The sequence below is a fragment of the Bacteroidota bacterium genome, assembly GCA_005882315.1.
Taxonomy (GTDB): domain Bacteria; phylum Bacteroidota; class Bacteroidia; order Chitinophagales; family Chitinophagaceae; genus VBAR01.
The window spans coordinates 277099-290600 of sequence record VBAR01000002.1; the positions used below are offsets into that span (position 1 = coordinate 277099).

12 protein-coding genes are annotated in these 13502 nt (G+C 38.0%); 6 read left to right on the plus strand and 6 right to left on the minus strand.

Features of this window, described 5'->3' with window-relative positions:
- Positions 1-31: 31 nt before the first annotated feature.
- The 3 genes from E6H07_12460 to E6H07_12470 form a co-directional block, all read right to left on the minus strand.
- Positions 32-760: an SDR family NAD(P)-dependent oxidoreductase gene (locus E6H07_12460; protein TMI63583.1), complete on the minus strand. Its 729-nt coding sequence runs from the start codon at positions 758-760 to the stop codon at positions 32-34.
- 99 nt (positions 761-859) lie between these two features.
- Positions 860-1816 (minus strand): protease, encoded by a 957-nt coding sequence (locus tag E6H07_12465; GenBank protein TMI63584.1) that lies wholly within the window; start codon positions 1814-1816, stop codon positions 860-862.
- Positions 1817-1843: 27 nt separating this feature from the next.
- Positions 1844-2404 (minus strand): LemA family protein, encoded by a 561-nt coding sequence (locus E6H07_12470; GenBank protein ID TMI63585.1) that lies wholly within the window; start codon positions 2402-2404, stop codon positions 1844-1846.
- A 368-nt stretch (positions 2405-2772) separates the two neighbouring features.
- Between E6H07_12470 and E6H07_12475 the strand changes: the two genes are divergently transcribed.
- The 6 genes from E6H07_12475 (at position 2773) to E6H07_12500 (ending at position 10764) form a co-directional block, all read left to right on the plus strand.
- Entirely contained in the window at positions 2773-5214 is a 2442-nt protein-coding gene (locus E6H07_12475) for a penicillin acylase family protein (protein TMI63586.1), read from the plus strand.
- A 38-nt stretch (positions 5215-5252) separates the two neighbouring features.
- Positions 5253-5603: a hypothetical protein gene (locus tag E6H07_12480; GenBank protein TMI63587.1), complete on the plus strand. Its 351-nt coding sequence runs from the start codon at positions 5253-5255 to the stop codon at positions 5601-5603.
- 76 nt (positions 5604-5679) lie between these two features.
- On the plus strand, positions 5680-8193 hold the full coding sequence (locus E6H07_12485; GenBank protein ID TMI63588.1) for a carboxypeptidase-like regulatory domain-containing protein: 2514 nt from the start codon (positions 5680-5682) through the stop codon (positions 8191-8193).
- Positions 8194-8298: 105 nt separating this feature from the next.
- Positions 8299-9342 (plus strand): rhodanese-related sulfurtransferase, encoded by a 1044-nt coding sequence (locus E6H07_12490; protein ID TMI63589.1) that lies wholly within the window; start codon positions 8299-8301, stop codon positions 9340-9342.
- 2 nt (positions 9343-9344) lie between these two features.
- Positions 9345-10088, plus strand: a complete 744-nt coding sequence (locus E6H07_12495; GenBank protein TMI63590.1) for a CHASE2 domain-containing protein — start codon at positions 9345-9347, stop codon at positions 10086-10088.
- A gap of 25 nt (positions 10089-10113) precedes the next feature.
- Positions 10114-10764, plus strand: a complete 651-nt coding sequence (locus E6H07_12500; protein ID TMI63591.1) for a J domain-containing protein — start codon at positions 10114-10116, stop codon at positions 10762-10764.
- 4 nt (positions 10765-10768) lie between these two features.
- Here the strand turns inward: E6H07_12500 and E6H07_12505 are convergent, their stop codons facing one another.
- The 3 genes from E6H07_12505 to E6H07_12515 form a co-directional block, all read right to left on the minus strand.
- The gene (locus E6H07_12505) at positions 10769-11719 is read right to left on the minus strand and encodes a pyridoxal-phosphate dependent enzyme (GenBank protein TMI63592.1); all 951 of its coding nucleotides are present in this window, start codon (positions 11717-11719) and stop codon (positions 10769-10771) included.
- Positions 11720-11846: 127 nt separating this feature from the next.
- Positions 11847-12230, minus strand: coding sequence for a RidA family protein (locus E6H07_12510; protein ID TMI63593.1), 384 nt, complete (start codon positions 12228-12230; stop codon positions 11847-11849).
- A 5-nt stretch (positions 12231-12235) separates the two neighbouring features.
- A complete protein-coding gene (locus tag E6H07_12515; GenBank protein ID TMI63594.1) occupies positions 12236-13366 on the minus strand; it encodes a lactonase family protein in 1131 nt (376 codons plus the stop codon).
- Positions 13367-13502: the final 136 nt, after the last annotated feature.

Here is a 13502-nt window from a genome sequence, read left to right on the forward strand (position 1 = left end):
ATGATTATGCTACTAATGCTGATAACCGTATTTAATTTACCTGGTTTACCTTATCAAATGCCGGCTTTAATATTTCAGCCCCCGCTTTAGATGCTTGCTCTGTAAAGCCATAAGTGAGTTCATTTTTCCCTTGCTCTAACTGTTCGAATATTGATTCGATGAAACCACTTACTGGCGGGGCAAAATCATGTATACCCTTTCCGCCAAGATCAGTATTCAATGCTGGTGGTATTATTTCTATCACTTCAATATTTTTTGGCTTCAATAAATGCCGGAGCGAAAGTGTAAAGGAGTGAAAAAATGCTTTTGTGCCTGAATAAACCGGGGTTTTAGTAAGCGGAACAAACGATAAGCCTGATGTTACATTCATTATTGCTGTTAAGGAAGGTAAGTTTTGAAATAAATAAGCCAGGTGTATCGGGGCTTCTATATTAATAGTGATCTCTTCTTTTGCTCTTTGAAAAAAATCAGGATCATTGAGCGATATCCATTGCTGGATCCCTGCATTATTAATTAATATATTCAGATCACTATGTTCTTCAGATATCCATTTAAAAAGAGATTCCCTTTCTGTATCTGATACCAGGTCACAAACTTTTGTGATGAGTGATGGTAGTTTCCCTTTAGCTTCATTTAAAACAGCTTCACGTCTTCCACAGACAATAACTGTATTGCCATCCTGTATAAATCTTTCTGCTAAAGCAAAACCAATTCCGGAAGCTCCACCTGTTATCAGTATTTTCTTATTTGTGATTTTCATTTTTTAATATTTATGGTTAATGAATAATAGATGCAGAATCTTTTTGCAAATTTAAAAATATGCCAAAGTAATCACCCTTTAAAAAGTAAATATTTTTTATCACACATACTGCTCCAGCAATTCAATTCTTCTATCAATCGGTGGGTGAGTGGCAAATAAATTATCCCATGAACCGGATTTGCGTTCAGATACTTGTGGGTTATCAATAAACAATTGTGCTACATCACGACTTTCTACTGCTTCTATAAAAGGATCGCCTTTGATTTTTTTTAATGCATTAGCCAACGCATAAGGTTTCTTTGTTATTTCTGCAGCGCCAGCATCAGCCAGATATTCACGACTGCGGCTAATGCCAAAACGGAGTAACATGGAAATAAAGTAGGCGAGTGCTGTAACTACAATTGCAATTAAGATGATAGCGCCACTTCCTTTACTGTCTTTACTGCTTCTGCCGGTAAAGCGTATACTGCGGAAAGCCATTTCTGCAAGGAAAGCAAATATGCCGACAAAGATGATGGAGATGATGAGTACTCTTACATCCCGGTTAATGATATGAGTAAGTTCATGTGCCAGCACACCTTCCAGTTCATCGTCTTCCAGTTTATTCAACAATCCCCTTGAAACGGAAATGGAAAAACTATTTTTATTAATACCGCTTGCAAATGCATTTAGCGAATCATCTTCGATGATATAGATCTTCGGCATTTGCATGCCTTTTTGTATGCAGAGATTTTCTACGAGATTATAAATTCTTTTATTTTCTTTCCGGTCAAGCGGTTTACTGCCTGTTGCCAAACGGATAAATGCCGAATGTCCGAACCATGCAATTAAAAACCACAAACCTACTGCTGCCAATACAACCGGCGCTACGCCTATAAAAGTTTGTGTGGAATCATACACACTGTCATTCACATTTGCATTTGAGTTGTGATTTTTTACAAGGAAGTAAACAGCTGCATATACCATTGCCAGCAGCAATGCGGGAAAAGCAATCAGCAGGAAAAATGAATTACGGTTATTCCTGCTGATCTGTTTATCGAGTCCGATATATCTCATAGAATCTGCTCCCGATAGCTATCGGGACTAAAATTTGATTGTTGGTGGTGCTTCCATCGTCTGTCTTCCTTCGGTGCCGAGGTCAAACATAATTTCACGTTTGAAACCAAAATTGTTTGCAATAAGATTTCCGGGAAAAGATTCCGCTGCATTATTGTATTCAGTTGTGGCGGCGTTAAAGAAGCGACGGCTGGCAGCCAGTTTATTTTCTATATCGCTGAGTTCTTCCTGTAGTTGCAAAAAGTTCTGGTTGGCTTTCAGATCAGGATAAGCTTCTACCTGTACCCGCAAACCCTGCAAAGCAGAAGTAAGTTGCTGCTCGGCTACAATTTTATCATCAATTGATCTTGCACTCATTGCTGCTGTACGGGCTTCCGTAATTCTTGTCAGCAGTTCTTTTTCATGTGATGCATAACCTTTTACTGTTTCTACTAACTGTGGTACCAGGTCATGACGCTGACGAAGTTGTACATCTATATCTGCAAAAGCATTTTGCCTGCGGTTGCGCAGGCGAACAAGTCCGTTGTACAATGAAATAGCCCAGATAACGATCAGAACAATTATTCCGACAACAATAAGAATTGGCATAGTTGATTTTTTTAGAAATGTAATTTAAAGAAAAAAGATGAGTGATGAGTTGAGAGTCGGTAGTTGGTAGTCAGGAGTCGGTGATCAGCAGTTAATAGTCAATAGTGAATGCTCTATTTACCCGAGTCTGTCATGCCGAAGACGGCTAGTTAGATACTCTTTCTTTTATAATGATAGTAGTCGAAGTATCTCAAAGGTTAACAAGTCTGAGATGACTCGCTTGCAGTCATTCTATTAAAAGCTGTTTCAATCTGGCTCGGTATGACAAAACTCAAATATTTGTAGGTGCACATTACATTCTCACAGGTTTAAAACTATTTCCATCCATTTGCCTGTTCTTTTTTACTTTTCGGGAATAAATCAGATCCATGAGAATAGTACCTTTTATAATTTCTTCGGTTGTAACGGCTGGTCTTGTGTATGCACTCAGCAGGCCCTGGGGCGATTCATTGCCAATGCCGGCTGGAAAATTTTTAAGTCCACAGGTTGGCTTTTGGCAAAATGCTGAACCGGCTGATGAAAGTTTTGATGCAGAATTAAAATTTCCGAACCTGAAAGGGAAGGCTGAAGTATTATTTGATGAACGATTGGTTCCTCATGTATTTGCTGAGAATGATGAGGACCTTTATTTTATACAAGGCTATTTACATGCAAAATTCCGTTTATTCCAGATGGATCTGCAAACCAAAGCAGCTGCAGGCCGTGCAAGTGAAGTGGCCGGAAAGAAGGCCATCAATTTTGACAGGGGGCAAAGAAGACTAGGAATGGTTTACGCTGCGGAGAATGCATTAAAAGAAATTGAAAAAGATCCGGTGAATAAAAAAATGTTTGATGCCTATACAAATGGCGTCAATGCCTATATCAACACACTTACTGAAAGTTCTGTTCCGCTTGAGTATAAATTACTGAACATACAACCAGAACCCTGGAGCAACCTGCGTACAGCATTATTATTAAAGATGATGGCAAAAATGCTGAGCAGTGAAACAGAACATGATCTTGCATACACTAACGCAAAAAGTGTTTTCACAACGGAAGAATTTAAAATGATCTATCCTGAAGTGAATGATTCGCTGGTGCCCATCATACCTAAAGGAACAGTGTTTGACCCACCAGGTATTGTACCGGTAAAACCTGCAACTGCTGATTCAATTTATTTTGCTAAAAAAGATACTGTGCCTGCAAGACCAGAAGTGGAGCAGGATAAAACGAATGGAAGTAATAACTGGGTAGTAGCCGGAAGCAAAACGCAAAGCGGTGCACCGATCTTATGTAATGATCCGCATCTTGAACTTTCATTGCCATCTATCTGGTATGAAATGCAACTGGTGTCAGCTTCAAGTAATACCTATGGTGTTTCATTACCCGGCAGTCCATTTATAATTATTGGATTCAATGATAGTATTGCTTGGGGTGTAACCAATGCACAGCGGGATGTTAAGGATTATTATGAAATACAATTTAAAGACGGACAAAAAAAGGAATATTGGTTTGATGGAAAATGGACATCATCAACATTGCAGGAAGAAAGAATAAAAGTAAAAGGCGGTGCAGATGTACTGGACACGGTTGCTTATACCATCTTCGGCCCGGTGATGTTTGATGAAAGTTTTACTGAACCATTAGCAAAAAACAAAAATATTGCAGTGAAGTGGGCTGCACATGAAGCCAGCAATGAAGGCATCACATTTTATAAACTAAACCATGCACATAACTATGATGAGTATGTTGATGCGATAAAAACATTCAGTTGCCCGGGACAGAATTTTGTATTTGCATCTCACTCCGGCGATATTGCTATCTGGCAACAAGGAAAATTTCCTGCAAGATGGGATATGCAGGGCCAATACCTGATGCCGGGTACTGACAGCAGTTATTTCTGGCAAGGTTATATACCACAGGGAGAAAATCCTCATTCAAAAAATCCATTGCAGGGATTTTTACAAAGTGCCAACCAACGACCCGTTGATTCTACCTATCCATATTTTATTCCTGGTGACTATATAACACCACGTGGCATCACTATCTCTAATAAACTTTCTGCAATGAATGCCATAACACCACAGGATATGATGAAACTACAGGGAGATTATTTCAATACATTGGCGGAAGATGCGAGAGGAATTATGTTACAATATATAAAAGAAGGGGAACTGAATGCAGATGAGAAAAAGTATTTAGATATTTTTAAAAGCTGGAACCTGGAAGCATCACCTGATTCGAAAGGACAAACAGTTTATCAATGCTGGTATGATAGTTTAGAAAGAGAGATATGGGCAGATGATCTTGCAAGAGTAACTCCTAAAGCATATGCACCCGGTGAACAAACTTTAATGGAAATACTGAAAAGGGATTCCGCCATGAAGTTTATAGATAATATTAATACACCACAGAAAGAAACTTTGTTTGATGTGGTTACGGCTGCATTAAAAAAAGCAAGTATTGAGCTGAAGAAAGAAGAAGCAGAAGGAAAACTGGAGTGGACAAAATTCAAAAATCCCACAATTTATCATTTGATCAAAACCCTGGAACCTTTTGCAAGAAAAGGATTGAATGTAGGTGGTTATGGTAATATTATAAATGCGGTTACGCATAGTCATGGTCCCAGTTGGCGAATGATCGTACATCTTACTACTCCAACAGAAGCTTATGGTGTTTATCCCGGCGGACAAAGCGGAAACCCCGGTAGTAAGTATTATGATAACACAGTTGATACATGGGCCAATGGAAAATATAACCAGCTATGGTATATGCGTGAAGGAGATAAGAATGATGCAAAAGTGAAGTGGAGAATGAAAATTAATCAATAGTATTATATTACAAGCAACCAATAACAAAAACTAAAGCGATGAAACTTATCACATCAATCATTTTAACCGGTCTGCTTGCATTTATAGCCGGATTATATCTTCCATGGTGGAGTTTAGCCATCGCAGCATTTTTAGTTGCAGCACTTATTCATCAGAAACCATGGAAAGCATTTCTCTCCGGGTTTTTAGGTTTGTTTTTGTTATGGGGTGGATTAGCTCTCTGGATCAATTTAAAAAATGATGGTGTATTGGCTGTTAAAGTCGCTTCATTATTACCCTTAGGTGGGTCTCCATATTTATTAATAGTTGTTACAGGATTTATAGCAGGACTCATTGGTGGCCTGGCTGCTTTAGCTGGTAGTTATTTGCGTTCGTCACCGGTCAAATGACTGATAAAAGAAATAGAATTCTTATATTGAGCAGAATATTCACCACCCACCGGAGTTTTGATCCGGCAACCACAATATGAAAAGAATTTTTTCCTGCCTCCTTTTTTTATTCGCTTTTTATTCTTCTGGGTTTGCCGGTAAAATCACTGGAAGTGTGCGGACTAAAGACGACAATCAACCACTTCCATTTGCAAGTATATCGGTAAAAGGAACCACAAATGGTATCAACTCCAATAATGACGGAGTTTTTGTTTTACAACTGGCGCCGGGCAAATACACTCTCATATGTCAGTATGTAGGATATAGAAAAGAAGAAAGGAGTATTAATGTTACTGATGCTGATATGACAGTTGATTTTATTCTTGACGTGGAGGAAAAAGGTCTTGAAGAAATTGTAGTAAGTGCGCCGTCAGATAAGGCTTACCAGATCATGAGAGCGGCAATAGCCAAACGCAAAGTTCATAATGCCGAGATGGATAAATTCACCTGCCAGGTGTATACAAAAGGAAATTTTAAGGTTCGTAGCTACCCTAAAAAAATACTGGGACAGAAAGTAGATTTTGGTGATGCAGATACCAGTAAACAGAAAATGATCTACCTATCTGAATCGATCGCAAATTATTCTGTTGATAAACCGGATAAAGAAAAGATAGAAGTGATCTCAACCAAAGTAAGCGGCCGGCCCAATGATTATGGATTGAGTGCACCTCACTTTTTTTCTTTTTATGAAGAAAATGTTTTTATCGGTGGACGGGAAAATTCACTCAACCAACGCGGCTTTGTTTCCCCATTGGCAGATAATGCGGTCTCTTATTATAAATTTCGTTTCAAAGGGACTTTTATAGAAGATGGAATACTCATTAATAAGATACAGGTTATCCCTCGTAGAAAATATGAACCATTGTTCACCGGCTTTATAAATATTGTTGAAAATGATTGGCGGATCCATTCGCTGGAACTTACACTTACCAAAGAAAGCCAGATAGAACTGATCGATACATTAAAGATCCAGCAATTGTATACACACGGACACGGTAGCGACAACAGGTGGATGATAAAAAACCAGGTGCTTTATCCTACAGTAAATATATTAGGTGTTGATGCATACGGAAGTTTTTTAAATGTGTATTCAAATGTTAATTTCAATCCTGTATTATCAAAAAAAGATTTTAGCAGCACCTTATTAAAAGTTACAGACAGTGCCAACAAAAAAACAATGGGTTATTGGGAAACTGCAAGACCAGTGCCATTGATGACTGATGAAGTACATGATTACAAAGTGAAGGACAGCATGGAAATTGTAAAGAAGGGTAAGAATTATATTGATTCAATGGACAAGGTGATGAGCAAGATATCTGTGTTTAGTGCATTGTTTACAGGTGCAACTTTTGTAACAACACCTAAAAGAATTACGCTGCAGTTTCAACCGATACCGGAGATATTGAGTTATAATATCGTCGAGGGAATAGTTCTTAATACCGGTTTTGATTGGACGAAACGGCTGGATGAAAACCCTTACAGCAAAAGGAAAATCACATTATCACCCAATATCAGGTATGGTTTTTTGAATAAGCATTTTTATGCCCATCTTACGACACGATACAATTTCGGAACGAAGTATCATTCGTCGGCTATGCTTTCCGGAGGTAAACGTGTTTTTCAATTTAATAATAAGATCAATATCGGACCACGGAGAAATACATTAGCCACCCTTTTTAGTCAAAAAAATCTTTTGCTTTTTTATGAAGCATGGTACCTCCGTGGTAGTTATTCCCAGGGAATTGGTAATGGGTTTAACTGGACAGTTGGATTTCAATACCAGGACAGAATGCCGCTTGAAAATAGCACCGATTATACGTGGTATAATAAAGATGACAGGGAATTTACACCTAACTACCCGGTGGAGTTGATGAATGAAAATCTCAAACGCCACCAGATGCTTACTTTTTTATACAAACTAAGTTGGCAGCCAAAATCAAAATATATTGAACTGCCGGAAGGAAAAATTAATCTCGGTTCAAAGTACCCGGTATTTGATCTACAGGTTGAAGGAGCATTTAATGGCCTTCTGGGTACTGATGGGGATTTTTCAAAATGGAAGCTATCAGTTAATGACGACCTGAACTTCAGGCTACAGGGAAAATTCAGTTATCATATCGGGGCCGGTGGGTTTGTCAATGTTAATAATGTACAGGTCCCCGACTATAGCCACTTCAATGGTAACATTTCTCATTTTGCTGCAGATTACCTAAACAGCTTCCAGTTATTACCTATGTACGAGTTCAGCAACACAGAAAAATTTTATGCATATGGGCATATTGAACATCACTTTAATGGATTTATTACCAATAAAATTCCATTAATTAAAAAATTGAACTGGCATTTGATCGCTGCTGCTAATGGATTCTATCATAAAAATGCAAACTTCTACGAGGTATCGGCCGGTTTTGAAAATATCAATATCTGGAAGATCGTAAGAGGGGTACGAATTGATTTTGTGCAATCATTCCTTAATGGCAATAAATGGACGAGTAATTTCAGAATTGGTATCGGAAGAAAAATTGCGAAGCAACGGGATGATTATCCATAATTGCTGGCCTCTTGCCCTTTTCTTTTTCCCGCTTATCTTTGTGCTGCTTTAGAATTTTGCCCAACCTGCAATTGGGTCCGCCGCGGCGGATAAAATTTAAACAACATGGCACAATTACATAACCGCATCTCCCGCAAGGAGCTGAAAGAGATCATTAAGAACGATTCCACCTCACGTACTACCATTTCATTTTACTGTTACTTTAAAATTGAAGAGCCACAGCTTTTCAGGAATGAACTGTACAAACAATTGAAAGAACTGGGTGTGTTAGGAAGAATTTATGTAGCATCGGAAGGTATCAATGCACAGATCAGTTTGCCTACAGCAAATTTTGAAGCGGTCAGATCTTACCTGTATTCAATAAAACCTCTAAATGATCTGCGTTTAAATATAGCGGTAGACGATGACGGTAAAAGTTTTTATGTGCTGGATATAAAAGTCAGGAATAAAATTGTGGCCGATGGAATTAACGATCCCGCATTTGATATGGCCAATCGTGGCAGGTATGTAAATGCGGAGCAGTTTAATAAACTGACCAATGATCCCGATACCATCGTTATTGATATGCGTAATCATTACGAATTTGAAGTAGGCCATTTTGAAAAGGCTATTGAAATACCCAGTGATACTTTTCGTGAGCAGTTGCCAATGGCTGCCGATATGATGAAAGAAAACAAAGAGAAAAATATTATCATGTATTGCACGGGGGGTATTCGTTGTGAAAAAGCTTCGGCGTATATGCTGCATAGGGGGTTTAAAAATGTGTTTCATCTTGAAGGCGGTATTATCAATTATGTGAATCAGGCTAAACAAAATGGATTGGATCTGAAATTTCACGGAAAGAATTTTGTATTCGACCAGCGGTTGGGGGAGAGGGTAACGGAAGAAATTATTTCCGAATGCCATCAATGTGGTAAACCTGCAGATACACATGTTAACTGTGTGAACGATGCTTGTCATTTATTATTTATACAATGTGATGAGTGCAAAGTGAAGTATGAAAATACCTGCGGCAATGAATGCCTGGATTTTATTCATTTAACCGAAGAAGAACAAAAGAAACTAAGAAGTGGAATTGATAAAGGAAGGAATGTGTTTAATAAATCAAAGGCGAGATTGGATCAGTTTGTTGAAAAAAATAAAAAATAAAAATGCGTCTTTCATTTATCCTACTTGTCTCGGGACTACTTTTTAATGTGCGTTGTAATGTTCCCAAAGTAAAACTTACAAATCAGGTTGATCCCGATATCGTTCTTGTTAATATCGGGGATGTAGACAGGGCAGCTATTGCAAAAATGCTTCTTAAGATTGATAGCTGCAAACCTATACTTATTGCTATAGATGCGTGGTTTATCAGGGAGAAAGACAGCTTACAGGATTCAAAATTGGTTGAAGCTTTGAGGATTGTTAAAAATGATATTCTTTCTTATGCACTTGACTCATTGGGTAACCCGATAAGATCACATAATAAATTCCGATCTCATGCAATGGATGAAGGCTTGGCTGTGCTCGAAGAAACAAATGGCTTATCGGATAGGTTTATTCCTGTCAGTAAGATTAAGAGAAATCTTTATGAGCATTTCGCTTTAAAAATAGCAAGGCATTGGAAGCCTGACTTTGGCTATAAATTCAAGGTGAACAAGTCAATACCGGTTAATTTCACAAGAACGGTGAACCAGTATAAGCATGTGCATGGAGAAGATATTAATAAGGATTTAGTTGCAAATATTTTTAAAGGAAAGATTGTGATCTTTGGTTATTTGGGGCCTACAGATGAGGATAAACATTTTACTCCAATAAGACTTGTCAAGGATTACCCGGATAAAAAGCCAGATACTTATGGTGTTGTTATTCTTGCAAATGCATTGAGGACAATTTTGGATTTCCAGGACTAAATTAATTATACACTCTTTTTACTTCATGCACCTCAAAGATTATTACCAGATACTTGAACTTGAGCCCTCCGCTACAATGCAGGAGATCAAAAAAGCTTACCGCAGGCTTGCACTTCAATATCACCCCGATAAAACAAACAATGATAAATATGCGGCTGTTCATTTTGCTGATGTAAAGGAAGCCTATGAGGTACTTACGAATCCTTCAAAAAAGTATTACTACCTGCAGCAACGCTGGTATGAACAAAGTATTGGTAAAAAAACAAAGCAGCAGGCTACAACACCGGTAGCTGTTTTGAAGCAGGCATTGGAACTGGAGAGATATGCGGCGCAGATTGATGTTTTTCGAATGGACAAAGGAGGGTTAAGAGATTATATACTGAACCTGGTTTCGGATGAAACGATTGAAAAACTTTCCGGCTTTAATGAACCGGATATCACTATTTCAATAATTGATTCGATAATGAAATCTGGCCGGGTGTTGACCCCTGACTATACAAAGGAAATAGTTCGGCAGTTATATAAATTAGCCGGCAAAAATGATGTGCAGTCATTGAGAATAAGAAATTTTGAAACAAAATTGACAAAGCAGGATCAGCAAGAAAAATATTCTTTCGTTATTGCTATTGTTATAACAGCACTTATTTGTTTGTTGATATGGCTGGCTGGCAGATAAAGAATTATTTAAACCATTCTCCCAGTTTCCCCAGCTCCACATTTCCTCCGCTGAAAATTATTCCAACTCTTTTTCCTTCAAATAGTGATTTGTTTTTTAATAAAGCTGCTAAAGGCACAACGGCACTTGGTTCAACTACTATTTTCATTCGCTCATACACTAATTTCATTGCAGCAATTATTTCTTCATCACTTACGGTAAGAATGTCTTTTACATATTGTTTAATAATAGGAAATGTTTTATCGCCCAGTGTTGTAAGTAAACCATCAGCAATTGTTTTTACAAATGGAGCTTTTTCTATTTTATCGTTTTTAAAAGAGAGAACAGCATCGGCTGCCCCTTCGGGTTCGCCGGCATATACCAAAGTAACGGGAGAAAAATAATGAGCACTCAATGCTGTTCCACTCAGCAAACCCCCTCCGCCAACAGGGGCAATGATGCAATCAAGTGATGAAGTTTCTTCGATCAATTCTTTAGCTGCAGTAGCCTGGCCTGTAATGACACGGTGATCATTGTATGGATGGATAAATTCCGCCCCGGTTTTTTTCACTACTTCATTCAATAATTTTTCTCTTGCCTGCTGGTTAGGTTCACAAAAAAATATTTCAGCGCCATAGCCACGTACAGCATCCACTTTTACTTTAGGCGAAGTTTCCGGCATGACGATATATGCTTTTGTTCCAACCTCTCTTGCTGCCAATGCAATAGCTTGCGCATGATTTCCGGATGAATGTGTTGCAATTCCATTTTGTTGCTTTTCTTTTGGCAATGACAAAACAGAATTCATGCCGCCGCGAATTTTAAATGCACCTATCTTCTGAAAATTTTCGCATTTAAAAAACACTTCAGCACCGGTAAGTTTATTGATGGTTTGTGAGGTAAGAACAGGAGTCTTATGAATAAAAAATTTTATTCTTTCATGTGCATCTATAATATCCTGTTTTGTGATCTCCATTTATCTTTTAATATTTTATGTGGGCTAAAGCCCATTTTAAAAAACTGCTTTTTGTTGCCCCAGCCTTAAGGCTGGGGCAATTAATTCTAATTGTAAGTTGGGCTTTAGCCCTAAAACTAAAATGATATTATTCTTTTACTACAGCTATGCAATCAATTTCAATTCCGCAGCCGCGGTTCAGTGTGCCGCAGGGTACTACTATTCTTGCAGGCCTATGATCACCCATGATCTTTGAATAAGTTTCATTGAACTTCGCCCAGTTGCTGATGTCGGCGATAAAAACATTTGTTTTAAGAATATGATTGAGGTCACTGTTACATGCTTTCAGTATCGTTTCAATATTTTTCATGCATTGCGTCGTTTGTTCTTCGATACTTCCTAACATCGCCTCGCCATTTGCATCCAATGGCAGTTGACCACTTACGTAAACTAAACCGTTATAAATAGTAGCAGGAGAGTAGTGTGCCTTTGGCTTCTGCATTTCCAACGGAAAGATTGATTTGATTTCCATAAAAATTATTTAGAAGAGATCCATTTAATACAAACAGGATTAGGAACACTTATTCTTTTACCGGTATCTTCTAGTAAACCGGTCTCTTTATCTCTTTTGAAAATAACTATTTCATCGCTGTTCTGATTCGCTACCAGCAAAAAATTTCCTGTCGGGTCAAAATTAAAATTACGGGGACTTTTGCCAAGTGTTGATTGAGCATCCACCCAAACTATCATACCGGATTGCTGATTGATCTTAAAAATACCAATTGAATTGCTTTCACCACGATTGGAAGCGTATAAAAATTTTCCATCAGGTGAAACATGAATATCAGCGCTGCCGATCGGGCCATCATATTCTCTTGGTAATGCAGAAACAGTTTGAATGGATTCCATGCTACCATCTTTAAACATTTCAAAGACATTTACTGTTCCATTTAATTCTTCCATGAGATAAGCAAATTTTCCATTAGGATGGATATCAAAATGTCGTGGGCCTGCACCTGGCTCACTGATCGTGTAAGGAAGTGCTGCTTCAGTCAGCTTGCCGGTTTTATTATTGAAATTATACAACATCACTTTATCCATTCCCAAATCAGGTACATATAACGTTTTATTGTCTTTGCTTAAAACAGTTGCATGTACATGTGCATCATCCTGTCTCCCCTCTACTACACTTCTTCCTTCATGTTGTATTGTTTGTATTGCAGAATCAAGACTGCCATTTGTCTTTACAGGCAATACAGCTAATGAGCCGCTAGTATAATTTCCTGCAAAAACCCATTTGCCCGTTTTGTCAATAGCAACGTAGCAAGGATGTTTGCCACCTGACTCCTGTTTGTTTATAAAACTAAGAGTGCCTGTTTCCTTATTAAATGAATAAGCTGCAATATGGCCTGTGACTGTGTATTTAGTACTATCTGCATTTTCATTTACAGCATACACATATTTCTGATTAGGTGAAACAGCGAGATAAGACGGATTGGATGATTTGATACTGCTAACTTTTTTTGGATCGCCTGTCTTACTATCGAATTCATACACATAGATACCTTCACTTTTTCCTGAAGTATATGTGCCAATAAGCAAATAGTTTTTCTGTGCAAAACAAAACTGGCATGTGAATAAAGCAAAAGCAAAAAATATTTTTTTCATGGCCCAATTTACAAAGACGCAGCCTATTGAACTAAACTTATTGGTAAGAGCCGCATTTCAGTATTTCCTGATTAATGTTCCCGTTCATGCCCGATGTGGTTTTACTTCAGGAAGGTGGTAAATCAAAACAAAATGC

Coding starts and splice junctions, on each gene's coding strand:
- E6H07_12460 (TMI63583.1), bottom strand. CDS start 760: ATGAAAATCACAAATAAGAAAATACTGATAACAGGTGGAGCTTCCGGA.
- E6H07_12465 (TMI63584.1), bottom strand. CDS start 1,816: ATGAGATATATCGGACTCGATAAACAGATCAGCAGGAATAACCGTAAT.
- E6H07_12470 (TMI63585.1), bottom strand. CDS start 2,404: ATGCCAATTCTTATTGTTGTCGGAATAATTGTTCTGATCGTTATCTGG.
- E6H07_12475 (TMI63586.1), top strand. CDS start 2,773: ATGAGAATAGTACCTTTTATAATTTCTTCGGTTGTAACGGCTGGTCTT.
- E6H07_12480 (TMI63587.1), top strand. CDS start 5,253: ATGAAACTTATCACATCAATCATTTTAACCGGTCTGCTTGCATTTATA.
- E6H07_12485 (TMI63588.1), top strand. CDS start 5,680: ATGAAAAGAATTTTTTCCTGCCTCCTTTTTTTATTCGCTTTTTATTCT.
- E6H07_12490 (TMI63589.1), top strand. CDS start 8,299: ATGGCACAATTACATAACCGCATCTCCCGCAAGGAGCTGAAAGAGATC.
- E6H07_12495 (TMI63590.1), top strand. CDS start 9,345: ATGCGTCTTTCATTTATCCTACTTGTCTCGGGACTACTTTTTAATGTG.
- E6H07_12500 (TMI63591.1), top strand. CDS start 10,114: ATGCACCTCAAAGATTATTACCAGATACTTGAACTTGAGCCCTCCGCT.
- E6H07_12505 (TMI63592.1), bottom strand. CDS start 11,719: ATGGAGATCACAAAACAGGATATTATAGATGCACATGAAAGAATAAAA.
- E6H07_12510 (TMI63593.1), bottom strand. CDS start 12,230: ATGGAAATCAAATCAATCTTTCCGTTGGAAATGCAGAAGCCAAAGGCA.
- E6H07_12515 (TMI63594.1), bottom strand. CDS start 13,366: ATGAAAAAAATATTTTTTGCTTTTGCTTTATTCACATGCCAGTTTTGT.